This is a genomic window from Pedococcus sp. (assembly GCF_036554925.1).
Taxonomy (GTDB): Bacteria; Actinomycetota; Actinomycetes; order Actinomycetales; family Dermatophilaceae; genus Pedococcus_A.
In genome coordinates this window covers 1-26,268 of record NZ_DATBMI010000045.1, presented here as the reverse complement: position 1 = coordinate 26,268, position 26,268 = coordinate 1, and the positions used below count along the sequence as shown (strand labels likewise).

26 protein-coding genes are annotated in these 26,268 nt (G+C 71.7%); 14 read left to right on the top strand and 12 right to left on the bottom strand.

Translation table 11 applies throughout. From position 1 onward, the window contains the following. The first annotated feature begins 213 nt into the window (after positions 1-213). Positions 214-876 carry an SDR family oxidoreductase gene (locus tag VIB11_RS03250; RefSeq protein WP_332028310.1) on the top strand — a complete coding sequence of 221 codons (663 nt, stop codon included), beginning with the start codon at positions 214-216 and terminating at the stop codon, positions 874-876. A gap of 34 nt (positions 877-910) precedes the next feature. Further along, positions 911-1,762 carry an aldo/keto reductase gene (locus tag VIB11_RS03245; protein WP_332028308.1) on the top strand — a complete coding sequence of 284 codons (852 nt, stop codon included), beginning with the start codon at positions 911-913 and terminating at the stop codon, positions 1,760-1,762. Between the two features lie 56 nt (positions 1,763-1,818). Here VIB11_RS03245 and VIB11_RS03240 read toward each other — a convergent pair whose 3' ends face one another. From VIB11_RS03240 to VIB11_RS03220, 5 genes are all read right to left on the bottom strand, one after another. Next, complete coding sequence (locus VIB11_RS03240; RefSeq protein ID WP_332028306.1) at positions 1,819-2,313, bottom strand: VOC family protein; 495 nt, start codon at positions 2,311-2,313, stop codon at positions 1,819-1,821. Between the two features lie 34 nt (positions 2,314-2,347). Then, the gene (locus tag VIB11_RS03235) at positions 2,348-3,160 is read right to left on the bottom strand and encodes a maleylpyruvate isomerase N-terminal domain-containing protein (protein WP_332028304.1); all 813 of its coding nucleotides are present in this window, start codon (positions 3,158-3,160) and stop codon (positions 2,348-2,350) included. Between the two features lie 30 nt (positions 3,161-3,190). Next, complete coding sequence (locus VIB11_RS03230) at positions 3,191-4,276, bottom strand: maleylacetate reductase (RefSeq protein WP_332028302.1); 1,086 nt, start codon at positions 4,274-4,276, stop codon at positions 3,191-3,193. 62 nt (positions 4,277-4,338) lie between these two features. Continuing rightward, on the bottom strand, positions 4,339-4,731 hold the full coding sequence (locus VIB11_RS03225) for a hypothetical protein (protein WP_332028300.1): 393 nt from the start codon (positions 4,729-4,731) through the stop codon (positions 4,339-4,341). Between the two features lie 64 nt (positions 4,732-4,795). After that, positions 4,796-5,233 (bottom strand): hypothetical protein, encoded by a 438-nt coding sequence (locus VIB11_RS03220; protein ID WP_332028298.1) that lies wholly within the window; start codon positions 5,231-5,233, stop codon positions 4,796-4,798. A gap of 263 nt (positions 5,234-5,496) precedes the next feature. Here VIB11_RS03220 and VIB11_RS03215 point away from each other — a divergent pair, with 263 nt between their 5' ends. Continuing rightward, on the top strand, positions 5,497-6,237 hold the full coding sequence (locus VIB11_RS03215; protein ID WP_332028297.1) for a hypothetical protein: 741 nt from the start codon (positions 5,497-5,499) through the stop codon (positions 6,235-6,237). 30 nt (positions 6,238-6,267) lie between these two features. Here the strand turns inward: VIB11_RS03215 and VIB11_RS03210 are convergent, their stop codons facing one another. Together VIB11_RS03210 and VIB11_RS03205 are read right to left on the bottom strand one after the other, a co-directional pair. Next, a complete protein-coding gene (locus VIB11_RS03210) occupies positions 6,268-6,483 on the bottom strand; it encodes a hypothetical protein (RefSeq protein WP_332028295.1) in 216 nt (71 codons plus the stop codon). A 174-nt stretch (positions 6,484-6,657) separates the two neighbouring features. Then, the gene (locus tag VIB11_RS03205; protein WP_332028293.1) at positions 6,658-7,563 is read right to left on the bottom strand and encodes a formylglycine-generating enzyme family protein; all 906 of its coding nucleotides are present in this window, start codon (positions 7,561-7,563) and stop codon (positions 6,658-6,660) included. 155 nt (positions 7,564-7,718) lie between these two features. Between VIB11_RS03205 and VIB11_RS03200 the strand changes: the two genes are divergently transcribed. The 3 genes from VIB11_RS03200 (at position 7,719) to VIB11_RS03190 (ending at position 13,132) form a co-directional block, all read left to right on the top strand. Next, entirely contained in the window at positions 7,719-9,164 is a 1,446-nt protein-coding gene (locus VIB11_RS03200; RefSeq protein WP_332028291.1) for a sulfatase, read from the top strand. An 80-nt stretch (positions 9,165-9,244) separates the two neighbouring features. Continuing rightward, entirely contained in the window at positions 9,245-12,565 is a 3,321-nt protein-coding gene (locus tag VIB11_RS03195) for a TM0106 family RecB-like putative nuclease (RefSeq protein ID WP_332028289.1), read from the top strand. A gap of 138 nt (positions 12,566-12,703) precedes the next feature. Next, entirely contained in the window at positions 12,704-13,132 is a 429-nt protein-coding gene (locus VIB11_RS03190) for a hypothetical protein (RefSeq protein ID WP_332028288.1), read from the top strand. Positions 13,133-13,149: 17 nt separating this feature from the next. Here VIB11_RS03190 and VIB11_RS03185 read toward each other — a convergent pair whose 3' ends face one another. Beyond that, positions 13,150-15,369 carry an FG-GAP-like repeat-containing protein gene (locus tag VIB11_RS03185; protein WP_332028286.1) on the bottom strand — a complete coding sequence of 740 codons (2,220 nt, stop codon included), beginning with the start codon at positions 15,367-15,369 and terminating at the stop codon, positions 13,150-13,152. A 239-nt stretch (positions 15,370-15,608) separates the two neighbouring features. Here VIB11_RS03185 and VIB11_RS03180 point away from each other — a divergent pair, with 239 nt between their 5' ends. Continuing rightward, a complete protein-coding gene (locus VIB11_RS03180) occupies positions 15,609-16,295 on the top strand; it encodes a hypothetical protein (RefSeq protein ID WP_332028284.1) in 687 nt (228 codons plus the stop codon). A gap of 99 nt (positions 16,296-16,394) precedes the next feature. Here VIB11_RS03180 and VIB11_RS03175 read toward each other — a convergent pair whose 3' ends face one another. Continuing rightward, the gene (locus VIB11_RS03175) at positions 16,395-17,450 is read right to left on the bottom strand and encodes a DNA topoisomerase IB (RefSeq protein WP_332028282.1); all 1,056 of its coding nucleotides are present in this window, start codon (positions 17,448-17,450) and stop codon (positions 16,395-16,397) included. A gap of 261 nt (positions 17,451-17,711) precedes the next feature. Here VIB11_RS03175 and VIB11_RS03170 point away from each other — a divergent pair, with 261 nt between their 5' ends. The 5 genes from VIB11_RS03170 to VIB11_RS03150 all read left to right on the top strand — a co-directional run bounded on the left by VIB11_RS03170 (position 17,712) and on the right by VIB11_RS03150 (position 20,618). After that, complete coding sequence (locus VIB11_RS03170) at positions 17,712-18,110, top strand: hypothetical protein (RefSeq protein WP_332028280.1); 399 nt, start codon at positions 17,712-17,714, stop codon at positions 18,108-18,110. Between the two features lie 211 nt (positions 18,111-18,321). After that, positions 18,322-18,525 (top strand): DUF4177 domain-containing protein, encoded by a 204-nt coding sequence (locus tag VIB11_RS03165; RefSeq protein ID WP_332028278.1) that lies wholly within the window; start codon positions 18,322-18,324, stop codon positions 18,523-18,525. Positions 18,526-18,528: 3 nt separating this feature from the next. After that, complete coding sequence (gene rocD, locus VIB11_RS03160; RefSeq protein ID WP_332028277.1) at positions 18,529-19,797, top strand: ornithine--oxo-acid transaminase; 1,269 nt, start codon at positions 18,529-18,531, stop codon at positions 19,795-19,797. Positions 19,798-19,852: 55 nt separating this feature from the next. Further along, a complete protein-coding gene (locus VIB11_RS03155) occupies positions 19,853-20,218 on the top strand; it encodes a hypothetical protein (RefSeq protein ID WP_332028276.1) in 366 nt (121 codons plus the stop codon). Further along, positions 20,211-20,618, top strand: coding sequence for a hypothetical protein (locus VIB11_RS03150; RefSeq protein WP_332028275.1), 408 nt, complete (start codon positions 20,211-20,213; stop codon positions 20,616-20,618). The genes VIB11_RS03155 and VIB11_RS03150 overlap by 8 nt, the downstream gene beginning before the upstream one ends. A 113-nt stretch (positions 20,619-20,731) precedes the next feature. Here the strand turns inward: VIB11_RS03150 and VIB11_RS03145 are convergent, their stop codons facing one another. Together VIB11_RS03145 and VIB11_RS03140 are read right to left on the bottom strand one after the other, a co-directional pair. After that, a complete protein-coding gene (locus VIB11_RS03145; protein ID WP_332028274.1) occupies positions 20,732-21,016 on the bottom strand; it encodes a DUF1905 domain-containing protein in 285 nt (94 codons plus the stop codon). Positions 21,017-21,113: 97 nt separating this feature from the next. Continuing rightward, positions 21,114-21,557 (bottom strand): nitroreductase family deazaflavin-dependent oxidoreductase, encoded by a 444-nt coding sequence (locus VIB11_RS03140; protein ID WP_332028272.1) that lies wholly within the window; start codon positions 21,555-21,557, stop codon positions 21,114-21,116. Positions 21,558-21,785: 228 nt separating this feature from the next. Between VIB11_RS03140 and VIB11_RS03135 the strand changes: the two genes are divergently transcribed. Together VIB11_RS03135 and VIB11_RS03130 are read left to right on the top strand one after the other, a co-directional pair. Beyond that, entirely contained in the window at positions 21,786-24,176 is a 2,391-nt protein-coding gene (locus tag VIB11_RS03135; RefSeq protein WP_332028271.1) for a phosphoketolase family protein, read from the top strand. Beyond that, positions 24,161-25,282: an acetate/propionate family kinase gene (locus VIB11_RS03130; protein WP_332028269.1), complete on the top strand. Its 1,122-nt coding sequence runs from the start codon at positions 24,161-24,163 to the stop codon at positions 25,280-25,282. The genes VIB11_RS03135 and VIB11_RS03130 overlap by 16 nt, the downstream gene beginning before the upstream one ends. Before the next feature lie 69 nt (positions 25,283-25,351). On the opposite strand, the gene VIB11_RS03125 is transcribed toward VIB11_RS03130, so the two are convergent. Next, complete coding sequence (locus VIB11_RS03125) at positions 25,352-26,005, bottom strand: hypothetical protein (RefSeq protein ID WP_332028267.1); 654 nt, start codon at positions 26,003-26,005, stop codon at positions 25,352-25,354. Positions 26,006-26,268 lie beyond the last annotated feature (263 nt).

The window sequence follows — 26,268 nt, the reverse complement described above, 5'->3', positions numbered from 1 at the left end:
AGTGTCTCCTGTCTGCGGCCACCCCCGCCCCCGTCACCGGTCGCGCGCAGTTCACGCCGGCGCGGTCCGGTGTGCCGCGTGCCCACAGTCAGCGGGTGGCGAACGCGAGCTCGTCATCGCGGGTCAGCACGACGGGCACTGGGACGAGCAGCGAGGGGTCAGCGGCCTGCGCTGGGTCTGCTCGCGCGCGCGGCGACGGCCTAGGGTGGCGCCATGGCGACGATCACGATCATCGGCGGCCACGGCAAGGTCGCGCTCCGGCTGGGCCGGCTCCTGAGTGAGTCGGGCCACGAGGTCACCTCGTGGATCCGGAACCCCAACCACGCCAGCGACGTCGAGGCCACGGGCGCCACCGCCCTGGTTGCCGATGTCGAGACGCTGGGCGCCGACGAGATGGCCGAGCGCTTGAGAGGCCAGGACGCCGTCGTCTGGTCGGCGGGTGCAGGCGGCGGCAACCCCGCGAGGACGTACGCGGTCGACCGCGACGCCGCGATCCGCTCCATGGCCGCCGCGGCGACAGCGGGGACGTCGCGCTATGTGATGGTGTCCTACTTCTACCGCCGCCCGGACCACGGTGTCCCGAAGGACAGCCCGTTCTTCCCCTACGCCGAGGCCAAGGCGGCCGCCGACAGCCACCTCCGCGAGACCGGGCTCGAATGGACCGTCCTCGGCCCGAGCAGCCTGACCGACGACCCGGGCACCGGCCGGATCACCACAGGGGAGGGGGTCACCCCGACGAAGGTGAGCCGGGACGATGTGGCGGCGGTCGCGGCATACGTCCTGGACCACCCCGCCACCATCGGCCGGACCATCGACTTCAACAACGGGGAGACCCCGATCGCCGACGCGCTGGAGGGCACCGACGCGCCCGGGTAGTTTCGTGGCCATGCAGACCCGCCGACTCGGACGCATGGGACACCACAGCTCGGTCCTCATCTACGGCGCGGCCTCACTCTCCGAGGTCGACCAGGACCGCGCGGACGCCTCGATCCAGGAGGCACTCGACGCGGGCATCAACCACTTCGACGTGGCGCGTGACTACGGGGACGCCGAGCTCCGGCTCGGGCCGTGGATGCCACGGATCCGCGACGACATCTTTCTCGCGAGCAAGACCGGAGAGCGCGAGGAGGAGTCCGTGTGGCGGCAGGTCAACGAGTCGCTCGAGCGCCTGCAGACCGACCACCTCGACCTCATCCAGCTCCACGCGGTCTGCGACCTCGACGCGCTCGACCGGCTCACCGCGCCGGGTGGTGGCCTGGCCGCTGCCGTCCGCGCCAAGGAGGAGGGCCTGGCGGGTGCGATCGGCATCACGGGCCACACCCATGCTGCGCCCGCCGTCCACACCGAAGCCTTGCGGCGCTTCGACTTCGACAGCGTGCTCACCCCGGTGAGCTACCGCCTGGCGGGCGACCCGGCATACCGGGCGGACCTCGACCGCCTGCTCGAGGCCGCGGCCGCGACGGACGCCGCGGTGATGGCCATCAAGGCCATCGCCCGCCGCAACTGGCGCGAGGGCGAGCCCCAGCGGTACGACACCTGGTACCTGCCGCTCGACGAGCAGCAGGCCATCACGGCGGCGGTCGCATGGGTGCTCGGGACCTACCCGCAGGTCACGGGCATCGCGACGGCGGGCGAGACGCGGCTGCTGCGCCAGATGGTCGAGGCGGAGCGGGCCGGCGTCGACCTCACACCGCAGCAGGCGGCAGAGGTCCTCGATCGGGTGGAGGACTACTCCTCACCGTTCATCTCCATGCCGTTCTGACCGGCCCTGTCACCCGGGAGGCCACTCCGAGGGGCACTCGGTGCGCAGCCCCGGGCTCACAGCACCGTGGTGCCGTACATCGCTCCCAGCGGGTCGGCGATGAGCTCGATCCGCGCACCGTCGGGGTCCCGGAAGTAGATCGAGGTCCCGCTCTCCTCCAGGTACTCCACGCCCGCAGTGGCGAGGTTCCCCTTGAGCCGTTCCCACGTCGCGGGCTCCACCGAGATGGCGAGGTGGTGCAGCCCGCCGAGCACCTCGGCATACGGCCCGAGGTCCAGCCCCGGCAGGTCGAAGAAGGCCAGCAGGTTCCCGTTGCCGATGTCGAAGAAGAAGTGGTTCGAGCCCTTGTAGTCCCGGTTCTCGAAGATCTCGGTGAGCGGGAACTCCAGCACCTCCTGGTAGAACTTCACGGTCCGCTCGACGTCGGAGCACAGCAGCGCGAAGTGGTGCAACCCTCGCGCCGAGGACGCCGGTCGGTCGGCCAGCAGGTAGGTCGAGCGAATCCTCTCCCGTTCGCGGTCGATCGCGGCAAGGTCGAGCTCTGCGGTCATGTCGTCACCTTGGAATCCCTTGTGAGAGAACGGGTCAGATCCGGAAGAAGAGGTTGAGGAAGCGGTCGGCCACCGCCCGGTCGCCGCGGATCGCGCCGGCGTTGCACCGCCCGAACGCCGTGAGCACGAAGCTCGCGGGGTCGAACTCGATCACCGTCAGGTCCGAGACGTCGCCCGGCGCGTAGTCCATCCCGCTCGGGCCGAACGAGACCCGCGTGTCACCGGCGTTCGGTCCACTGGTGACCCGGATGCCGACCTCGCCGGGCTCGATGTCGGCCGCGGCGACGGTGTACTTCCACAACACGAACATGAAGGGCGTCAGCAGGTCGCCCACCTCGCCGTGGAGCGCGTGCGCCCGCCCGGTGCCCTCGCGCACGTCCCACGAGTGCACTCCGTAGTCCATCAGCTGGAACGCCGGGTAGAAGAACGACGGCAGCGGACCCATGTAGAAGTGCGACACGATGAGGTTGGTCCAGTCGTCCTCGGTGAGCGCGTCGAAGGTCCGCATCATCGTGTCGAAGTCCGCCCGCAGCCGCTCCACCAGGGCCGCCCTCGGCTCGGTGCGCAGCGCCGTCGCCATCTTGTCGGCGCGCGCTGCCATGCCGGGCAGGCCGTATGCCGCCGGCACCTCCGCGCCGCTGCGTGCCGCGTCGAAGGCCACGAAGTACGTCTCCGTCGTGTCGACGATGTGGCCCACGACGTCGCGGACCTGCCAGTGCCCGGCCCCGGTCGGCGCCTCCCAGGCCTCGTCGCTGTCGACCATCGCGAGGAACTGCTCCGCCTCGCTGCGCACGACCCGCAGCATCGTGTCCTTGCCGTCGTAGGTCATGGCGTTCCAGCCGCTCATTGCCCGTCTCCTCCCTTGTGGGGTGGTGTCTCAGTAGGTGCCGGGCGGTCGCCCGGCGTAGGCGTCGTCGAGGAGGCGACGCAGCGAAGGCGCGTCAGGCGGCCGCGGGTTGCGCGCGCCGACGGCGGCGACGGCCCGCTCGGCGACCTCGTCGAGGACGTCGGCGGGGAGCCCGATCGAGGCGAGGTCCGTGGGGGCGTCGAGGCGCTCGGCCAGGGAGCGCAGTCCGAGCACCGCGTCCGGTGCGCCCAGCGCCAGGGCCACGAGGGCGAGCGCAGCAGGCGCGGCGTGCGCGTTGTATGCCGCGACGTAGGGGAGCAGCACGGCGTGCACCTCCCCGTGGTCCACCCTGTACGTCCCGCCGATGACGTGGCAGAGGGTGTGGTGCAGCGCCGTGCCGGCCTGCTCCATCGACCAGCCGGCCAGGTAGGTGCCGTAGAGGGCCTCGCCGCGGGCCGTGAGCGCGGTCTCCGACCCGGGCGGCGCCTCGACCGCGACCGGGAGCGAGACCGCCAGCTGGCGCGCCCCCTCCTGGGCGAGGAGGTCGGTCACCGGGTTGGCGCCGGGTGCGTACAGCGCCTCGACGCAGTGGGCGAGGGCGTTCAGGCCCGACGTGGCGGTGAGCCGGCGCGGCATCCCCGTGGTGAGCTCGGCGTCATAGACGACGACGCGGGGGAGCGCCCGCACGTCCCGCGCCGTTCGCTTGTGCTCACCGGTGACGCCGTAGACCGTCGTGGCCTCGGACCCGGCATACGTCGTGGGGATGGCGACGAGGGGGAGACCGGCCCCGACGGCGACCGCCTTGCCGAGCCCCGTGGCCGACCCGCCGCCGACGGTGACGATCCCGTCGGCGCCGGCGGTGGTGGCGACCTCGGTGGTGCTGGTGACATCAGCGGTCGGGACGTGCTGGACCACCTCGTGCACCCGGGCCACGACCTGCGTGCCGAGGCGCTCGGAGAGCTGGTCGGCCGCACCCTTCGCGGAGGCCGTCGCGATGAGGACGACGGCGCGCAGCCCGAGGGCGTCGACCTCGGCGGGGACGTCGTCGACCCGGCCCGCTCCGAAGAGCACCCGCTGCTGCTGCAGGTCGAGCTCAAACCCCTCGTCCCTGGACATGGCGGCCCCCAAGGTCGACGACCCCTCAACGCTACTTCCGGGGGTGCCTCACCGCCATGGGGCTACGTGTAGAACTCGACCTTGCCGGAGTACTTCCAGAAGTTGCCCGGGTTGCTGTGCCAGCGGACCTGGATGTCGTACCGGCGGTCCTCGGGGATGCTCAGGTTGCCGGTGCACTGCCAGCCGTCGCCGCCGAACGCGCCCCACGTGAACGACGGCCCGTCGCCGTTGACGGGCCCGATGCCGACGTCCGCGAGGAAGTTCTGGCCGCCGTTGAAGACCTTGACGCAGAGGTTGTCGGTCAGGTCGTCGTACGTGCCCCGGGCCTTGAGCTCGCCGTTGTGGTACAGCGAGACGGTCGCGTCGCTGGCGGAGGCGGGGGTGGAGGTGCCTGCCAGCAGCGCGGCCATGCCGAGCCCTGCGGCCCAGAGGCGTCGGTGGTGTCTGACGTGCATGAGGGTGCCCTTCTCTGAGGTGGTCCGGAGGTGTGGTTCGAGACGTGCGGCGAGCAGCGCCCGGTCAGCCGACCCAGTGCGGGTTGTCGTTCCACTGCATGGGGGAGCACCCGCCCTTGCTGCAGACCTTGATGCCGGCATCGTCGATCTCGAGCGTCGAGGAGAAGTAGGTGGAGTCGCGCAGCGGGTCGGAGCCGCAGCCGCCGATGTCCTCCCGCTCACCGACCTTCTGCCACCCGGTGTCGCCGGTGCGGCGGATGTACAGCTCGATCCGGGCGCGGACGTCGTCGCCGGGGCAGCGGTCGTTGAGGTAGATGTCGTCGAACCGCACCATGGTCGAGCTGGTGAAGTTGAGGTAGGTCTTGCCGTACGCCTGTCCGTTCGGCGACTCCGCCGAGACCCAGCCGTCGACCGCGCTCGCCGGCACCGCCATGCCCAGCAGGGTCAGGCCGGAGGCTGCCGCGGCCATCCCTGCCCGCACGACTGCGTTCCTGCGCGTCACCGTTGTCATCATCGTGGCCTCTCCTCGTTCGTCCGGTGGTCGATGCAGGACGGTAGGCGGGGGCGCTGCGAGAGGGCTGCGGACGCCTCGCAGTGGCTGCGCAGCCGTCCCGGCTAGGGGGCCGGGATGCCGTGCCGGGCCCGCCGCCCTGAGCACCCCGCCCTGAGCACCCCGCCCTGAGCACCCCGCCCGTTCGGCGGAGGTCCGCCGTCGGCGCCCCGTGCGAGGCTGGACACCTCATCGACACCAGAGAGGTGTGCCGCGTGGCCGAGGACTACGTGAAGCTGCGGCTTCGCTTCAGGGAGAGCGACGACCTGCCGGAGGCGGAGGGCATGTGGGCCGAGCCGGTCCACGCCCACGACGGAGGCGGCACGTACCGGTTGGCGAACTCCTCGTTCTTCGTCCCGCTCGCCACCGGTGACACGGTGCGGGCCGCGGTCGACGGGCACGGTTCGCTGCAGATCGTCGACATCGTGGCACCGTGCGACCGGGTCCTGACGGTGACCGAGCACACCGACCAGGTCACCGACGAGGAGGTGCAGCGGATCGCCGACGCCTGGACCGAGGGCACCGACGGGTGGACCGAGGGGACGAACGGCCTGCTCTACACCATCTGGCCGGAGGGCATGGGCCTGGAGCAGATCAGCGACGTGCTCCGGCGTTCCATCGGGCGGAGCCGCGCCTGGACGTGGCACGCCACCGCCCTCCCCGCCGACCGGGTGCGCGAGCAGCACAGTGAGATCGACTTCGACCTCGACACCACGGCGCCGGCGGAGTTCGTCACCGACTACTGGGCACCCGAGGACCCGGAGTGGGCTGCACGCGGCATCACCGATCCCGAGCGGCTCGCGTTCATCCAGAGCCTCGCCAGCGAGGACCCGCGTGTGGCGGTCACGCTCAAGAACGGCCGTCACGACAACGTCCTGCGCTACATCGAGCGGCTCACCGCGGACGACCCGAGGGCCCTCCCGCCGCTCGACGGCCCGCTGCTCGACGAGGTCTAGGCCGGGCGCTGCCCGACCCTCGTCCTGGGGCTATTCCTCGTCCTCGGCCCCAGCGTGGGGGTAGTCGTCGCTCTCACTGACGGCCTGCCACTGCTCCACGACGTCGGCCTCGTTGGCCTCGTCGCGCAGCGACCGGGGCTCGGCCTCGGGCAGGTCCTCGCCCTCGTCGACGTCGGGCTCGGTGTCGAGGTCACGCTGCTGTTCCTCCAGGTCTGCCAGGGGGACGTCGTCTCGGGGCTCTGCCATGGCGCGCTCCTCCTTGTTCGAGCCGGTGGGGGCCCGGCGCAGATCGGTGGGTGCCTCCCAGTGTGGCCCAGTGAGGCGCCGATCTCGATGGCTGGGCCGTCGTGGGCCGAGATGCCGCGAATGTCCCCGGACGACCGCGGGGTCTCAGCAGTGCCCGGGGCGGGCGCACCCTCCTCAGGGGGCGGCATCTGCCACGCAGCGGAAGCCGATGTTGCCGGCCGAGCTGTCGGGCGTGTTCCTGGTGCGGGCGGCGACCCGGTAGCGGTTGCAGTACGAGTCGTGGCACAGGTAGGAGCCGCCGCGCATGACCCGCTCGCTGCCCGACGCGGGTCCTCGCGGGTCGACCACGAGACCGGCGTCGTGCTGCGTCGACCACTGGTCCGCGCACCACTCCCAGACGTTGCCGGCGACCTGGAAGAGCCCGTAGCCGTTCGGCGGAAACGCTGTCACCGGCGCTGTGCCCACGTAGCCGTCCTCGCCGGTGTTGGACGTGGGGAAGCGTCCCTGCCAGATGTTCGCGCGGTGCTCACCCTGCGGTGTGAGCTCGTCGCCCCACGCGAAGCGGCGACCCTCGAGGCCCCCGCGCGCGGCATACTCCCACTCCGCCTCGGTCGGCAGGCGCATCCCGACCCAGGCGGCAAAGGCCTCGGCGTCGGCGTGGCTGACATGCACAACGGGGTGGTCCAGGCGATCGGTGACATCCGACCCCGGCCCCTCGGGCCGGCGCCAGGTGGCCCCGGCGACGACGCACCACCACGGTGCGGCCCGGGCCCGCTGGGCGCCGTGTCGCAGCGAGCCGGGCAGGAACGAGGCGAAGACGAACGACCAGCCGAACCGCTCGGCCTCGGTGACGTGGCCGGTGGCGTCCACGAAGGCGGCGAACTCCTCGTTGGTGACCGCCGCGGCGTCGATGACGAAGGGCGCCAGCCGCACCGGGCGGATCGGCCCCTCGCCGTCCTCGGGGTTGGCGTCGGGGTCCTCGGAGCCCATCAGGAAGACGCCACCGGGGAGGGCGATGGCGGCCTCGCGTCGGTCGGAGGGGGGCGGAGCCGCAGGGGAGGGTCGCTCCGAGCGCGTCACGGAGGCCTCCCCGGGGGACTCGGGGGCACGGGCTGCAGGAAGGTCCCCAGGCACCGCAGCGCGCGGGGCGGCGCAGCACGACGAGGGGTGATCGGGCGCGGACATGCCGTCAGTCAAGCACGCGGCAACCCGGCAAACCCGCCACAATCGGGCAGGTGACCTCGCTGCCCGCCTCGTCCCGCCCGTCCCGACCCAACCTGGTCTTCGTCATGTCCGACGACCACGCCGCGCACGCGATCAGCGCCTACGGGAGTCGGGTGAACCACACCCCGAACCTCGACCGGCTGGCGGCGGAGGGCGCGCGCCTCGACGCCGCCTTCTGCACGAACTCCATCTGCTCCCCGTCCAGGGCGACGATCCTCACGGGTACCTACAGCCATGTCAACGGCGTCCCGTCGATCTACTCCGAGTTCGACTACAGGCTCCCGACCTTCCCGGAGTGCCTGCAGCGGAGCGGCTACGCGACGGCGCTCTTCGGCAAGTGGCACCTCGGGCACGGCCCCGCCAGCAACCCGCGCGGCTTCGACGACTGGAAGGTCTTCCCCGACCAGGGCGACTACACGGACCCGCTGATGCTCTCCGAGGCAGGGGAGGAGATCGTGCCGGGCTACGCGACCGACGTCATCACCGACCTCAGCCTCGACTGGCTCTCCCGGCAGGACCCCGATCAGCCGTTCTGCCTCCTCGTCCACCACAAGGCGCCGCACCGGCCGTGGGTCCCTGACGAGAAGCACCGCGACCTCTACCCGGTGGGTTCGATCCCCGAGCCGGACACGCTGTTCGACGACTACGCCACCCGGAGTCGCGCCGCGCGCGAGGCGCGGATGACCATCGCCGACGACCTCAACGAGGAGGACGTGAAGGAGCGGCTGCCCGATCACCTCCGGGGCGAGGAGAACCGCGTCGAGCGCACGCGCTGGATGTACCAGCGCTACATGCGCGACTACCTGCAGTGCATCCAGTCGATCGACGACAACGTCGGTCGCCTGCTGGACCACCTCGACGAGCACGGACTCGCCGACAACACCGTCGTCGTCTACACCTCGGACCAGGGCTTCTTCCTCGGCGACCACGGTTGGTACGACAAGCGCTTCATCTACGACGAGTCGCTGCAGATGCCTTTGCTCGTGCGCTGGCCCGCCGAGGTTCCCGCAGGCTCGTGCCCCGACGAGATCGTCACCAACGTCGACTTCGCGGGGACCTTCCTCGACCTGTGCGGCCTCGATGCCGCGGAGGTCCTCCCGGACTCGCAGGGCCGGAGCTTTCGCGGGCTGCTGCGCGGCGAGGTGCCGGGTGACTGGCCCCAGTCGATGTACTACCGCTACTGGGAGCACGACGACCCGAGCCACCACGCATGGGCGCACTACGGGGTGCGCACGAGGAGCCACAAGCTCGTCCACTACTACGCCGACGGCCTCGGGACCCCAGGGTCGTCCGACCGCTCGCAGGAGCCGGAGTGGGAGATGTTCGACCTCGTCGCCGACCCGCGCGAGCTGAACAACGTCGCCGACGACCCGGCCCACGCCGAGGAACGGGCCGCGCTCGAGCGGGAGCTGGCCCGGCTGCAGTCGCACTACCGCGACGAGCCCTACACCGGGTAGGGCGCGCGTCCGGCAGGCACGGGACGCGCGCGACCGCCATGCCACCGGGCGCTGTCGGCACCCGGTGGCATGATCGCGGGATGCAGCGAGTCGACGGCCGCCTGGTGCTGAGTCCCACGGACCTCACCAAGCATGTCGCCTGCCCGCACATCACCACGCTCGACCTGCAGGCCCTCGACGCCGGGGCCGCGGCCATGGGAGCGACTGCCGCCGACGACGCGCTGAACCTCGTCTTCGAGAAGGGGCTCGCCCACGAGGCCGACTACCTCCAGCACCTGCGCGACCAGGGTCTGAGCATCACGGAGATCGACGGCTTCGGTCACGACCGCCGGGCAGCGGAGGCCGCGACGCTCGATGCGATGCGCCGGGGCGTCGACGTCGTCTACCAGGCCACGCTCTACGACGGGGAGTGGGTCGGCCACGCCGACTTCCTGCTGCGCACCCAGCGCCCGAGCGACCTCGGCCCCTGGTCCTACGACATCGCGGACACCAAGCTCGCGCGCCGGCTCAAGGTCCCGGCCCTGCTCCAGATGGCGATGTATGCCGCGCGGCTGGCGCGCCTGCAGGGCGTCGCCCCCCAGCGCCTCGTCGTCGTGACCGGCGACAAGGAGCAGCACCCGTGGCGGCTCGTCGACGTCGCGCCGTACGCCGCCCGCCGCCGGGCTGCGCTGCTGCGGGCCATCGAGGCGCGGGTCCCCACGCAGCCGGTGCCGTGCGCGCAGTGCTCCCAGTGCCGCTGGCAGGGCCGCTGCGCGCAGGAGTGGGCCGACGCCGACGACCTCGTCCAGGTCGCCGGTCTGCGCGCCGACCAGCGAGAGGCTCTGCGCGCCAACGGTATCCACACGATGAGGGCGCTTGCTGCAGCCCCCCTCGAGGAGGTCTCGGCGGTGCTGTCGGCAGCCACCGCCGAGCGCCTCCACCAGCAGGCCCGCCTCCAGGTGGCCGAGCGCGATAGCGGCCACGCGGCATACCTGCTCCTCCCGCCCGAGGTGGGCCGCGGGCTGCAGCGACTGCCCGAGCCCAGCCCCGGCGACGTCTACCTCGACTTCGAGGGTGACCCCTGGGCCGAGGAGGGGCGCGGTCGGGAGTACCTCGCCGGCCTGTGGGACCGGCAGGGCACCTTCACCGAGTTCTGGGCCCATGACACCGCCGGCGAGAAGCGGCTCACCGAGCGCCTCCTCGACGAGCTGATGCGGCGCTGGCAGGCCGACCCCGGCATGCACGTCTACCACTACGCCGCCTACGAGCGGACCGCCCTCGAGCGGCTCACGGGCCGCCACGGCACACGCGAGGCGGAGCTCGACCAGCTGCTGCGCGCGGAGCGGCTGGTCGACCTGTACGCCGTGGTGCGCCAGGGCCTGCGGATCAGCAAGCCGTCCTACTCCATCAAGAAGCTGGAGGACTTCTACTGGGGCAGGACGCGCGGAGCCGGCGACGCCGCCGTCTCGGATGCGATGACCTCGGTCGTCGAGTACGAACGCTGGCTGACGGACCACGACGACGCGATCCTGGCCAGGATCCGCGACTACAACCGGGACGACGTCGAGTCCACGCACGACCTGCACGTGTGGCTGGAGGAGCGACGCGACGAGCTGGCCGCGCGGGGGCACGAGCTCAGCCGGCCGGTGCCGGCGGAGCTGAAGGAGGTCGGCGAGGACGAGCGGGCCGAGACCGAGCTCGCCGAGGCGCTGGCGGGGGCCGGCCACGAGCTGCTCGCGGGGTGCGTCGGCTGGCACCGCAGGGAGGCCAGGCCCGGCTGGTGGGAGTTCTTCCGCTACGAGACCCTCGACACCCAGGAGCTCGTCGACGACCGCACGGCCCTCGGTGGGCTGGGCGCGCCAGAGCACGTCGACGACGTGGTGAGCGCCAGGACCGGCCGGGTGACGTCTCGGGTCTGGCGCTACCGGTTCCCGCCGCAGGAGTGCGGCTTGCGCCTCGACACGGTGGCCGACGTCGACACCCACCAGGGCGCTGGCACACTCGTCGCCGTCGACCCGGTCCAGGGCTGGGCGGACGTCCAGCGCGGCGTGCGCCACGAGCCCCTGGCATCCCGGGGGTTCGGGCCCGGTGGGCCGCTGAACGACAGGGTGCTGCGCGACTCGATCGCCGAGACGGGGCGACGGGTGCTGGCGGGGGAGAGCACGATGGCGTCGCGTCTCGTGGCCGGGGTCGTGCCGGCCCGCGAGGTGCTGGCCCTTCGGGGCGGTGAGACGCCCGCCAGGGCGGTGGTGCGCATCGGGAGCTGCCTCGACGGCGAGGTCCTGGCCGTGCAGGGGCCGCCCGGCACCGGCAAGACGTATGCCGCGGTGCAGCTGATCGAGGCACTCCTCGACGCCGGCAGGAGAGTGGGCGTCACGGCGCTCTCGCACTCGGTGATCCGGCACGTCCTCGAGAAGACGGGGCGTCCCGCACTGCACAAGGTCACCGGGGCGCCGGAGGAGGCAACGGCCGCGGAGGGGCCGCTCCGGCTCACCGGGTCCAACGACGAGGCCCGCGACGCACTGCTGTCCGGCCAGGTGTCGCTGGTCGGTGGCACGGCCTGGCTCTGGGCGCGGGAGGACATGCGCGAGTCCGTCGACGTGCTCGTCATCGACGAGGCCGGGCAGTTCTCGCTGGCCAATGCCGTCGCCGCTGCGGGGGCCGCGAGATCGCTCGTCCTGCTGGGCGATCCGCAGCAGCTGACCCAGCCGACCCAGGCGACGCATCCGTACGCCGCGGGCGTCTCGGCGCTGCAGCACCTCATCGGGGAGCACGACACCATGCCCGCGGATCGGGGCGTCTTCCTGGGTACCACCTTCCGCATGCACCCTGGCGTGACGCGGTTCGTCTCCGAGCTGTCGTACGAGGGCAGGCTCGACTCCGCCCCGCACCGCGAGCGACAGGTGATCGGGGGTGCTGGGCCGCTGTCAGGCTCGGGACTGCGTTGGGTGCCCGTCGAGCACCAGGGCTGCAGCGCGGACAGCGAGGAGGAGGCCGCGGTCGTGGCCGGCCTGGTCAAGGAGCTGCTGACCCGGTCCTGGACCGACACGGAGGGGGTCACCCATCCGATGACCGAGGAGGACGTCCTCGTCGTCGCGCCGTTCAATGCCCACGTGGCGCGGCTGCGGGCGGCGCTGCCGGGCGGCATCCTCGTCGGCACGGTCGACCGGTTCCAGGGGCGGGAGGCTCCGGTGGTCGTCTACTCCATGGCGAGCTCGAGTGCGCAGGACGCCCCGCGCGGTGTCGACTTCCTCTTCGACCTGCACCGGTTCAACGTCGCCGTCTCCCGAGCTCGGGCGATGAGCATCGTCGTGGCCAGCCCCGCCCTGCTCGATGCCGAGGTGCACACGCCGGAGCAGCTGCGGGCCGTCAACGCGCTGTGCCGCTATGCCGAGCAGGCCACCCACGTCGACGTTCGGTGACCGACCAGCCGACGTCCGGGCGCGCGGTGTCGGTGTCTCGGGTCCATGACGGCCGCGAAGTTGTCCACACGACCGGTTCGGAAGCAGCCCTGGGGACAAGCCAGCGGTCGAATCGCTCATCAGCGCAACGATGTCCGCATGACCTTCAGAGACCTTCCCAGCGACATCAGGCACCTCCCGCTCACCGACCCCACCCTCGCCGCCGATGTCGTCGACCTCATCCTCGGCGACGAGGCGCGGGCCGGTGGGGCGATCGCGTTCGTGCTGTGCGACCACGCGGGCCGCGGGCTGCAGCCAGTGGTACTGAGCGACGTGCCGGACGACGCCGACTCCCAGGGAATGCGGCAGCTCCTCGACCACTTGCTCCCGATCGTGGCGGAGGCCGAGGGGGCCGTGCTGATCGGGAGGGGGCGCCGGGACGGCCTCACGCCCACTGACGCCGACCGCGAGTGGCACCAGCTCGCGATCTCCGCCTGCGCTGCCCACGGCGTGCGGCTGCTGGGCTACTACCTGGCGAGTGCCGACGGCGTCGCGGCGATGCCCGAGCCGCTCACCGCGGCGTCCTGAGACAGGGGGCGCGGCGCTCAGCGGACGCCGAAGATGCGGGTCGTCGCGCCCCACGTGACGGTGAGCGGCTTCGCGGCGGAGGCGAAACCGCCGGTCCCGTTGCCCGGGTAGAAGACGTTCCTGCCGGCGGGTGTGCGGGCGATCAGGTCCGCTCGTCGGTCGCCCGTGAGGTCGCCGGTGGAGAACACCGTGTTGAACATCTGCCAGCCGCGTCCGATGAGCCGGCCCGGCTCATAGCTGCCGGTACCCGTGCCCCGGTAGAGGTAGAGCTCTCCTGTGCCCTTGCGGCCGAGGAGGTCCGCACGGCCGTCGCCGGTGAAGTCACCGGGCGTGATGACATCGCTGAGCGTCTGCCATCCCGTCGCGACCTTGCGCGCCCCGGACGCGAACCCGCCGGTGCCGTTGCCGGCATACAGGAACAACTCGCCAGAAGGCTTGCGCGCCAGCAGGTCTGGCTTGCGGTCGCCGTTGAAGTCGCCGGGGGCGACGACCGTGTCGAAGACCTGCCAGCCGCGGCCGATCGCAGTGCCCGCGCCGGTGAAGCCACCCTTGCCGTTGCCGCGGTAGAGGTGGAGCTCGCCGGTCGGCTTGCGCGCGAGGACGTCGGAGCGACCGTCGCCGGTCCAGTCACCCGGTGAGAGAACGAGGTTGAACGCGTTCCAGCCCGGACCGATCCGCACCGGCTTGCCGATCGATGAGAGCCCGGTCGGGTAGTAGTAGAGGTCTCCGGTGGCGGTGCGCCCCATGACGTCGCCACGCCCGTCGGCGTCGAAGCCCGGGACGACCGTCACCGGGGGAGGTGTGACGGTCGTGTAGGCCAGGCCGGACAGCGCCTTCCAGTCGTTGGCCGCCACCACGCCCGTCACCGCCAGTCGCGCGGACCTCTGGAAGGCCGTGACGCCCGTCGTGGTCATCTGGCCGAAGATGCCGTCGGCGGCGCCCACGTTGAAGCCGCGCCGGTTCAGCTCGGTCTGCAGGTCGCGCACGGCAGGCCCGGTGGAGCCGGCCCTGAGGGTCAGCGACCCGTACTGCGCGTAGAGGCTGGAGGTCGTGACCGGTGGCGGTCCCGACAGGGTGGAGTACTTCGCGTAGTTGCCGGCCTTCGTGCGGAGTGTGGCCAGCTGTGGGGTGAGGTAGCTGCCGGGGCAGAGCGTGTAGGACGTGCTCTGGTGCGGGTTGATGGCGTCCAGGGTGGCGGTCACCCCGGCGGCGAACTTCGTGCCCGTCCCGCCCTGCGACGTGAGCGTGGCCTTGCCCATCGGGTTCACGCCGTACTGCGAGAGCTTCCACCCCGCGACCTTCGCCAGTCCGTCGACCAGGGCGGCGGGAGGGGACGCCGTCTCGTAGTTGCCCAGCGCGGCGACACCCATGGTGTCGGTGTTGAAGCCCATCGCGTGGGCGCCGCGGACAGCCTTGGAGATCGACCCGGCGCGCCCTTCGTAGATGCGCCCCCACTTGTCGACGAGGAAGTTGTACGCGATGTCCGCCCAGCCCAGCGTCTTGGTGTCGTAGGCGTAGATGCCGCGGATCTGGGCGGCCGCGGTGTCCTGGGTGTAGCTGTTGGACCCGGCCGTGTGGTGGATCATGATCGCCTTGACCGTCGAGCTGAGCGTGGTCGAGCCGCGCAGGCTCTCGTCGGCCCCCCACTGGGCCCGGGTGATGATCGTCGGCTGGAGTGCTGCCGCCGAGGCGCTGGAGGCGGGGGTGGGCCGCGTCAGGTCGTCGTCCGCCGGCGAGATCCCGGGGTCGATCGTGGTCACCTTGAGGTCGGCCGGGGTGGCGCCGGTCGCGGTGTCGACCCGGACCTGGATGCCGGTGGCGCCCGGTGTGACCAGAGGGGCCGTGCCGACCCGGGCCCGTGCGGCCTCGCCCGAGGACGGGTCCGGACCCTCCTCGGCGGTGTCCAGCTGCTCCCATTCGGTCCAGCCGGAGGCCTCCTTGACCCGCACCCGGACGCTGACCTCCTGCGGCCGCACCGCGCTCGACCGCGACCAGCTGACACCGGCGACCGTGAACCGTGCGGCGGACCGCTCCGTGGTGAAGACCTCGGGCCAGACGGCGGCCGGGGCAGCTGTCGGCGCCTTCGCCAGCGCGCCGCGGTCGACCCCACCGATGGCGACGCTGCTCACCGTGGGCGCCACCGGCCGGGGCTGGTCAGGCGCGGCGAACGACACCGTGGGAAGGGCGACGAAGACGGGGGTGAGGGCGACGGCCAGGGCGGCGGAGATCAGTCTCATCGGGACAGTCCAGGGGGCGATCGGGAGGCGGGGGAGGGCGCCGGCCTCTGGCCGAACGCAGGGGCGAGCCTGCCAGCCAGTTCAAGGATCTCCGGCCTCGTCGAGCGAAGTCTGCCCGTTCGGACGAGCCCACAATGGTCACTCTGGTCCCATTCGCCACAGCCTCAGCCCGGCAGCAGAAGCGACGAACCTGCGCAAATGGCTCCCGGGCCCGTCGGCCTGGCCTCATACTCGGCTGTGTGAGCGTGGACGAGGCTCCACCACAGGGTGGGGGCAAGCTGCTGCGGTTCCGCGGACGCCCGGAGCCCACAGCAGACGCCGCCGTCTTCGTGGGCTGGCATCCCGGTCCGTTCACCGCCGACCTCGTCCGGGACCTCGAGGCCGACGATGCCGACGGCACTCGGGCGGGCCGCGACAACGTCCTCGGCCTCGCCGGCGGGCGCGCGGGCCGGCGGGGGGGCCGCCCCGGTGACGGGCCGCTGACCCCCACCGCGGGGGTCCTGGGCCTCCACCACCGCATGACCACGCTGGCCGTCGGTGCGGCGGTCCTCGCCGTCGCCGGGGTGAGCGCGGCGGCCTACGCCGGCGCTCTCCCGGTCACTGCCCAGGGACTCGCCCACTCGGCCATCGGCGCCCCGGCACCGGAGGCCAGGTCCACCGACGACGGGGGCGCGAGGCTCCGCGTGAGCCGTTCGCCCGTCGACGGGACGGCACGCGGGATGGCCGCCGCCCCGCCGACCCTCGCCGCGGGACCGGAGATCGACACCCCGGCGGTCTACGGGCTGTGCCTCGCCTTCGACCGTGCCGCGGAGAAGCATGACGACGCCGCGATGGCCAAGGCCTTCCGCAACCTCGCCCGGGCCGCCGGCGGCGCCTCGCAGGTGCAGGCCTACTGCGCCGGCACCCCGGCCTCAGGCACCCGCTGACGCTCCCGCACTCCCTGACGCTCCGGCACCCGCTGACCCTCCGGCACCCGCTGACCCTCCGCGTCCGCTGGCCGTGTGCCCCACCCGTGACGGGGGGCGTCAGGGCCTGACCCGGGCGGCGCGCGACCGGGAAGCGCGACCCCGGGACTCCGGGGCCTCCGCGAGCATCCGCAGCACCGCCTTCTCCAGGGCTGCCTGCCGCTGGTCCGGCGAGGTGTGCCGCCGGCGCGCGACCGCGGCGATCGTCGTGCCGTCCTCGTAGAGGTCGATGACGCGCGGGTCGATGTAGGAGTTCCTCGCGATCGTGGGTGTGTTGCCGAGGTACTCGGCCACCTCGTCGACCGCCGCCTTGACCGCCCGCTGACGGGACCGCTTGGTGTCGCCGGGCTCGTCCGACAGCGCCAGTGCCGTCGCGGCGATGACGGTCGCGTGCCAGGTGCGGAAGTCCTTGGCAGTGAGGTCGCCCGCGAGGAGCCCGCGCAGGTAGAGGTTCACCGCTGCGGCATCGAGCGCCGTCCACCGCCGGGAGTTCTGGTAGGCGAGCAGGCGGTCGCCACCACCGCGGCGCCGCCGCATCCGATCCAGGGCGGCGAGGACGTCGGCGTCGTCGATCTCGATGCAGTGCTCGACGCCGGACTTGCCGGTGAAGCAGAAGACGAGCCTGCCGGCGTGGGCTCGCACGTGGCGCTTCTCCAGCGTGGTCAGCCCGAACGAGCCGTTGGCGTCGGCGTAGGCATCGCTGCCGATGCGGAAGTAGCCGAGGTCGAGCAGGCGGACCGCCACGGCGCTCGCCCGCTCCAGCGGCATACCGTCGAGGCCGAGGTGCGTGAGCACCTCGCGGCGCACCGTGGGGAGCTTCCTGGCCGCCTGGGCCACCCGGTCGAACTTCATCTGGTCGCGCTTGACCCGCCAGTCGGGGTGGTAGAGGTACTGGCGGCGGCCGGCGTCGTCGGTGCCCACGGCCTGGATGTGGCCGTTGGGGTGGGGGCAGATCCACACGTCCTTCCATGCGGGTGGGATCGCCAGGCTGCGGATCCGCTCGACCTCCTCGGCAGGGAGGCGCTCTCCGCCCCCGTCGAGGTAGACGAACCCCCTGCCGGCACGCCGTCGAGTCCAGCCCTTGGAGCTGGGGGAGACAGTGCGCAGCCGAGCCATGGACGGACCCTAACCTGCAGGTCAGAGGCCTGCGCGGCGAGCGGACGGGCGGTGGGGCGCCAGCCCGGTTCGCTCGGCTCCACCCCGCATCTGCGGAAAGGCCCCACGGACGGGCTCCGCGCGGAACGGGCCCAATCCACACCGGGCGCAGGCGAACGCACGCAGATCGGTGAAACCACCGATGTACTCAGGGCCCGATCGGAGTGTGCTGGTCAGTGGGCCACCTGTCTCTGGGCCACCCGGCACCACGCGAGGACCGCCATGAGCACGATCGAACTGCTTCCCCTCATCAAGGCACCTGCCTCCTGGCCCGTCCCCGTCGTCGCGACGGTCGCCATGCTCGGCCTCGCCACCCTGGACCTGGTCGGAGCGGTGGCAGCCAAGCAGTGGGTGGAGCACCGGGGTGGTCCGGCGCTCGCGGTCGGGCTGGGAGCCTTCGTCCTCCTGTGGTGGGTGTACGCGTCGTCGCTGCAGTACGCCGAGCTCGCGGTCGTCACCCTGGGCTGGGTCGTGGTGCTGCAGGTCGGGCTCGTTCTCGTCGACAGGTTCAGGTATGCCGTGGAGATGCCGCCGGGGAAGTGGGTCGCCATCGGGGTGGTCCTGGCCGCCCAGGCCTATCTGCTGCTCGCGCCGAGTGGGACCTCGGGCGGGACGTCGTGACCGGGCAGGCGTGCCGTGCGCCGGGCGTGCGGCGCGAGGCCCGGCGCCGGCGTGCTGGCTGCCGGGTGCCCGACGACACTCGGGCGGGTGGTCACCGCCGGGTGGGACGCGGCATCCGATCGACTCGGGGACGCGGCATCCGATCGACTCGGGGACGCGACATCCGATCGACTCGGGGACGCGGCGGTGGGGCGGCGGATACTGTCGTGCCATGCGATACGAGTACAAGGTTGTGCAGCTTCGCGAGGGCCTGATCGGCGGCAAGATGTCGGCCGACAAGCTCGAGAAGGTCCTGAACGAGTGGGCGTCCCAGGGCTGGCAGGTCAAGGCCATCACCACTGCCGAGGTCAAGGGCAGGGTCGGCCCCGGCGGCACCGAGGGCGTCCTCGTGACGTTCGAGCGCCAGGTCGGCTGAGCCTTGGGGACGTCGTCGACGGAGCACATCGAGCTCACGGAGACGTATGCCGCGCACAACTACCACCCGCTGCCGGTGGTCCTCGCCGAGGGCAGTGGCGCCTGGGTGACCGATGTCGAGGGCCGGCGCTACCTCGACTGCCTGGCCGGGTACTCGGCGCTGAACTTCGGCCACGGCAACCCGCGGCTCCTGGCCCGGGCGGCCGAGCAGCTGCAGCGGCTCACCCTGACCAGCAGGGCGTTCTACAACGACCAGCTCGGGCCGTTCGCGCGGGAGCTGTGCGCGCTCACCGGCAAGCAGATGGTGCTGCCGATGAACACCGGCGCCGAGGCGGTCGAGACGGCGATCAAGGTGAGCCGCAAGTGGGGCTACCTGGTCAAGGGCGTTCCTGACGGCCGGGCCAGCATCATCGCCATGGAGGGCAACTTCCACGGCCGCACCACCACGATCGTCAGCTTCTCCACCGACGACGTGGCCACCGCAGACTACGGCCCCTTCACGCCCGGCTTCCCCCTGGTGAAGTACGGCGACATCGACGCCGTCGCCAACGCCGTCGACGACACGACGGTCGCCGTGCTGTTCGAGCCCGTGCAGGGGGAGGGCGGCGTCATCCTTCCCCCGGACGGCTTCCTCGCCGACCTGCGGGCGCTCTGCACCGAGCGGGGCATCCTCATGGTCGCCGACGAGGTGCAGTCCGGCCTCGGCCGGGCCGGCACGACGTTCGCGTGTGACTTCGAGGACGTCGTCCCCGACATCTACATCCTGGGCAAGGCGCTGGGCGGCGGCCTCTACCCGGTCTCCGCCATCGCCGCCGACACCGACGTGCTCGGAGTCATCACGCCGGGCACGCACGGGTCGACCTTCGGCGGCAACCCCCTCGCCGCAGCGGTCGGCCGCGAGGTGGTGGCGATGCTGCAGACCGGAGAGTTCCAGGAGCGGGCCAGGGTGCTCGGCGCGCGGCTCGAGGCCGGGCTGCGTGGCCTCGTCGGCGACGGGGTCGTCGGTGTCCGCGTGCGCGGCCTCTGGGCCGGGGTCGACGTCGACCCGGCTCTCCTCACCGGTCGCGAGCTGTGCGAGGGGCTCCTCGAGCGAGGTGTGCTGGCCAAGGACACCCACGGCTCGACCATCAGGCTCGCACCACCGCTGGTGTCGAGCGAGGACGACATCGACCTGTTGCTCACGGCGTTGGCCGACACGCTGGTGGCTGCCCGAGGCGCGACGTCGAGAGCGCGGGGCGACGACCGACCGGCGGACGAGCACGACCACCCCTGATCGTCGCGAGGAACCGTCGCGCTGCCCGGCTCACCTCGCCGGATAGCCTGTGCCGGTGCTCTATCCCGTCACCCTGACCGTCTACGCGGCGTCGGCGGTCCTCGCCCTGCTGGCCGGCTTCTACGCCTGGCGCGACCGCCTCATCGACGACCGGCTGCTGCTCGTGGCCGCGGTCCTCGAGGTCGCCCTGCTCGTGCAGGCCGTCGTGGTGCTGGTCAACGTGGGGGAGGTCACCGGTGACGGCGCCGAGAAGGCGACGTTCGCGGCATACGGCCTGACGCTGCCCCTGATCCCGCCTGCGGTCGCGTTCCTCGCGATCAAGGAGAAGACGCGCTGGTCGATGGGCGTCATCGTGGCGGGGGCGTTCGCGGTGGCGGTCATGACCGGTCGGCTCCAGCAGATCTGGGACCTCGGTGGCTGAGCACGCCCCGGCGACGACCCGGTCGGGCCCCGGTGTCGTTCTGGTGGCGGTGTATGCCGTGCTGGCGCTCGCTGCGACCGGCCGGTCCGTGCTCCAGATCAGCGAGTACTTCTCACGCGCCCCGGTCGCCTACCTGCTGTCCGCGCTCGCCGCGGTCGTCTACATCGTCGCCACCGTGGCACTCGCACGGGGGAGCCGCACGTCGTGGCGGGTGGCGCTGGCCGCGATCGCGTTCGAGATGGTCGGCGTGCTCGTGGTCGGCCTGCTGTCCTACGTGGTGCCGTCGGCGTTCCCCGACAAGACGGTGTGGTCGCACTTCGGGTCGGGCTACGGCTACGTGCCGCTGGTGCTGCCTGTGGTCGGCCTGTGGTGGCTGCGCCGCACGCGGGTCCGCACCTAGCCACGAGTCGGCCAGGTCGTCCGTCGCCGCCGTGGCGGCCCGAGAGCTCCAGGCGGGCAGGTGGTGGCGGAGCCACGTCGCGCGGTCCAGGTCTGGGCCGTCGAGCTACGCGGTCAGGTCGTGGTGGCCGGGCCGTCGAGGCGCTCGAGCAGCCGGACGGTCACCGTGTCGCCGGCCTCCTTGTGGATGGACGCCCGCACGGCAGCCTTGACCGGCAGCTTGTGGTTGCCGTCGCCGAGCGCCATGAACGAGGACTGGAACGGCTCTCCGTCGATCGTGCCGCGTACCCTGACCAGCCCACGGGTGCCGAAGAACTCCGCGGACCTCGGCCACACGAGATAGGTCCACCCGCCCGGCGCCGGGCTCCTCTGCAGGGTGGCGGTGAACTCGACGTCCATCTCCGGCCTCCTTCTCCGCCGGGCCAGCGTCTGCGGGCCCGATGAGGGTGAGACCCGCCGAGCGGGCCCCACTCATCGCCGGCGGCCGCGCTGTGTCTCAGTCTGCCTCGTCGACGGGCTCGAGGAGGAACACAGGGATGAGGCGGTCGGTCTTCTGCTGGTACTCCGCGTACGGGGGGAACGCCTCCACGCAGCGCGGCCACCACTCCTCGCGCTCGGCGCCCTCGATCTCGCGGGCCCGGGCGGTCCACGTGCGGGAGTCGTCCTGGAGCTCGATCACGGGGTTCCTTCGCAGGTTGGCGTACCACTTCGGGTGCTCCGGCGCGCCACCCTGGCTGGCCACCGCGGCATACACGCCGTGGTGCTCCACGCGCATGAGCGGCACCTTGCGCACCTTCCCGGACAGGCCCTTCATGGTCAGCAGGACGACCGGCCGGCCCATGATGTCCACCGTGCGTGTCGTGCCCGTCGCCTCGATCTGCTCCACCTGTCGCCGCACCCACCCGCGCGGGCTGGGGACGTACTCGCCCTCGATCGCCATGCGGCCATCCAAACACCCCCCGGTGGGCACCGCCTGCTGGTGAGATGGGCAGGTGTGCCGTGTCGCCCACGGCGGCGACCGGGCCCTTCGCCCTGTGGCCGGCAGGCGCCGTCTTTGCGAGGGTGGGCCGGGCGGCAGACGGCCGGTGGTGAGGTGGCCGGCAGACGTGGGCGGCAGCCATGGCCGGCAGACGTGGGCGGTGCTGACAGCGACATTGTGGGAGGTCTGATGCAGAGGGTGACGCAGGGTGGGGACGGGCAGGTGCTCGACGAGACGTCGCTGGCGGCGGTGGACGCGTACTTCCGCGCGGCCAACTACCTCTCGGTGGGCCAGATCTACCTGCTCGACAACCCGTTGCTGAGCGAGCAGCTCGCCGCCGAGCACATCAAGCCGCGGCTGCTGGGGCACTGGGGCACCACGCCGGGACTCAACCTCGTCTACGCGCACTGCAACCGGGTGATCCGGGAGCGCGACCTCGACATGATCTACATCATCGGCCCGGGCCACGGCGGCCCGGCGATCGCGTCGAACGCCTGGCTCGAGGGCAGCTACACCGACGCGTACCCCTCGATCCGCCGCGACCTCGGCGGGATGCGGCGGCTGTTCCGGCAGTTCTCCTTCCCCGGAGGCATCCCGAGCCACGTGGCGCCCGAGCTGCCCGGGTCGATCCACGAGGGCGGCGAGCTGGGGTACTCCCTGGCGCACGCGTTCGGCGCTGCGTCCGACAACCCCGACCTGGTGGTCACCTGTGTCGTCGGCGACGGCGAGGCAGAGACGGGCGCGCTCGCGACCTCGTGGCACTCGACGACCTTCCTCAACGCTGCCCGCGATGGTGCCGTGCTGCCGATCCTGCACCTCAACGGCTACAAGATCGCCAACCCGACGGTGCTGGCACGGATCGGCGACGACGCGCTGGCGAAGATGCTCGAGGGCTGCGGCTGGAAGCCCTACCTGGTCGAGGGCGACGACCCGCTGGTCGTGCACCAGGACATGGCGGCGACGCTCGACCGGGTGCTCGATGAGATCCGCACGATCCAGCAGGCCGCCCGGTCGGGTGCCGCCGCCGGCGGTGGCACCGGCGACGTGAGGTGGCCGATGATCGTCCTGCGCACGCCGAAGGGCTGGACCGGCCCGGACACGGTCGACGGCGTGCCCGTGGAGGGTACGTGGCGCGCGCACCAGGTGCCGTTGGCGGCAGTGCGCGACAACCCCGACCACATGGCGATGCTCGAGGGCTGGCTGCGCAGCTACCGGCCCGAGGAGCTGTTCGACGCCGACGGCCGCCCGGTGCAGCAGCTGCAGGACTGGGCGCCCGCGGGGGAGCGGCGGATGGGTGCCAACCCGCACGCGAACGGCGGCCGCCTGACGGTCGACCTCGACCTGCCGGACTTCCGCGACTTCGGCGTGGAGGTTCCGCGCCCGGGTGGCAGCAGCGCCGAGGCGACCCGGGTGCTGGGCGGGTTCCTGGCCGAGACCATGCGCCGCAACATGGAGACCTTCCGGCTCTTCGGGCCGGACGAGACCGCCTCGAACCGGTTGTCGGCGGTCTTCGAGGTCACCGACAAGGCGTGGAACGCCGAGGTGCTGCCGACGGACGAGCACCTCGCGCCCGACGGCCGGGTGATGGAGGTCCTCTCGGAGCACCTGTGCCAGGGCTGGCTCGAGGGCTACCTGCTGACCGGGCGGCACGGCCTCTTCAGCTGCTACGAGGCGTTCATCCACATCATCGACTCGATGTTCAACCAGCACGCCAAGTGGCTGAAGACCACTCGGGGCATCGAGTGGCGAGCCCCCATCCCGTCGCTGAACTACCTGCTCACGTCGCACGTCTGGCGCCAGGACCACAACGGCTTCTCACACCAGGACCCGGGGTTCATCGACCACGTCGTCAACAAGAAGGCAGAGGTGATTCGGGTCTACCTGCCGCCGGACGGCAACTGCCTGCTCTCGGTGGCCGACCACTGCCTGCGCAGCCGCGACTACGTCAACGTCGTCGTGGCCGGGAAGCAGCCCCAGCCGAACTGGCTGACGATCGAAGAGGCTGCGGCGCACTGCGCCCGCGGCATCGGCGTCTGGGACTGGGCGAGCAACGACGACGGTGACCCCGAGGTCGTGCTGGGGTGCGCCGGTGACGTGCCGACGCTCGAGGTGCTCGCCGCCGCGGACCTGCTGCGCCAGCACCTCCCGGACCTGCGGGTGCGGGTGGTCAACGTCGTCGACCTGATGAGGCTGCAGTCGCCGACCGAGCACCCGCACGCGCTGCCGGATGCCGAGTTCGACGCGATCTTCACCGCGGACAGGCCGATCATCTTCGCGTACCACGGCTACCCGTGGCTGATCCACCGCCTGGCCTACCGGCGCACCAACCACGACAACCTGCACGTGCGCGGGTACAAGGAGGAGGGCACGACGACCACGCCCTTCGACATGGTGGTCATGAACGACATGGACCGCTACAAGCTCGTGATGGACGTCATCGACCGGGTGCCCGGACTGGCGACGAGGGCTGCGGTGGTGCGGCAGCGGATGGTCGACCAGCGGGCCGTCCACCACCGGTACGTGCGCGAGCACGGCGAGGACCTGCCGGAGGTGCGCGACTGGTCGTGGCCCGCGTCATGACCGGTCGCGCCGGGACATCGGGCCGTGTCCTCGTCGTCAACGCGGGCTCGTCGAGCCTGAAGCTCAGCGTTCTCGACGAGTCGGACGAGCTCGTCGAGAGGCACGAGATCGACCACTGGGACGACGGTGACGCGTCGGTGCTCGACGACGTCGCGGGCGGCTGGGAGTTCGACGCCGTCGGTCACCGGGTGGTCCATGGCGGGGGCGAGTTCACCAGCGCCACGGTCGTGGACGACCCGGTGCGCTCGCAGATCGAGGCGCTGACCTCGCTCGCACCGCTGCACCAGCCGCGCTCCCTCGCCGGCATCGACGCGGCGCGAGAGGCGTTCGGCGACCGGCCCTCGGTGGCCTGTTTCGACACCGGTTTCCATGCGTCCCTGTCCGCGGCCGCGTCCACGTATGCCGTGCCCGTGGCGTGGCGCGAGCGGTGGCCGGTGCGGCGGTTCGGCTTCCACGGCCTGTCCCACGCGTATGCCGCGCGCCGCACCGCGGACCTGCTGGGGCGTTCCGTGGAAGGGCTCCGGGTCGTGACCTGCCATCTCGGGGCCGGAGCCTCGCTGTGCGCCGTCTCGGACGGCCGGAGCGTGGACACGACCATGGGGTTCAGCCCGCTCGAGGGGCTGGTCATGGCGACGCGCTCCGGCACGATCGACCCGGGACTGGTGCTGTGGCTGCAGCGCGAGGGCGGTCTCGGGGTCGACGAGGTCAACGACGGGCTCGAACACGAGTCGGGCCTGAAGGCGCTCGCCGGAACTGCCGACCAGGCGGCGGTGTTGTCGAGGGCCGACGCGGGTGACGAGGCCGCTGCGGCGGCGGTGGACGTCTACATGCACCGGCTGGTCCGCGAGCTGGGGTCGATGGTGGCGGTGCTCGGCGGCGTGGACGCGCTCACCTTCACCGGCGGGGTGGGGGAGAACGCGGCCGTGATCCGGGAGCGGGCCGTCTCGGCGTTGGGGTTCGTCGGTGCGCGCCTGTCCGCCGCGGCGAACGCGTCGCCGACGCTGGATGCCCTGGTGCACGCCGACACCAGCCGGGTTGCCGTGGCCGTGGTCGAGGCGCGCGAGGACGTCGAGATCGCCCGCGAGGTGCGCCAGGCGCTGGGCTGACGTCGTGCTTCAGGGCTCGACCTGGCCGTGCGCGGGTGCCCGGGGCGAGAGGAGTGCAGACGCGGCGTCTCAGCTGTCGTTGCCGTACAGGCGGGCCTTCGACTCCTTGACGGCGAGAGTGGTCACGGGCTCGTTCTGGAGGTCTGCGACCGTGTCGATGTCGATCCAGGTGCCGCCGTTGACGCGGAACTGGCCGGTGAGCGTGGAGTCGACGGTGACCTTGGCGGCCTCGATCGGCTTGTCGTAGGTGTGCTTGATCGCACCGTCCGGGTATCCACCGCCGGCGTCCTCGACCTCGCCGGACGACGTGCCGTCGCCGTAGTGGAAGGTGTAGGAGCGGGAGCTGATCTTGAACTCGACGCTCCACGAGAGCAGCCGGACCGGCTTGCTGACCTCGCCGGGCTGCAGGCCGGTGTCGTTCGGCCAGGTCGCCTCGTAGTAGGTCGGGAGGTTGACGAGGGTGACGTTGCCCTTGGGCTCGACGCGCACGGTCGGCTTGGAGAACGGCAGCCGCTTGAAGGCCTGCTGGATCTGGGCCAGCGTCGGGACCGGCGGCGGTGGCGGCGCCGCCGGGGGAGCGGACTGCGTCCCGCAGGTGTCGCCCACGATCTGCCAGGGGCTGTTGGCCGGAGTCCTCTTGCGCTGCCACACGTAGTAGAGGGGCTCGTCAGAGGGAGGCGTGCGGTACTGGCATGCCTTGAGGGCGTACGAACAGTTCGTCACGTCGTCACTGCCCTCGACACCGCGTACTCGATTCGTCCCACAAGCAAGAGTCAACTTGTAGTCGAAGGTTTCGGCAGGTGATCCGGGATGGTCCGGCGCGCCCCCGTTTACGGCTTCCTTCTGGCTCGATGGCGCCTCAGGCGGATCGGCTCTTTCGCTGACCACCGCTTCCCGATCGTTCAGCAGCACGGCACCGCGATTCTTGGGATTCCTCTTCTCAGTGGACATCGCCGCAGCTGCATCGCCAAGCCCTGCGCCAAAGC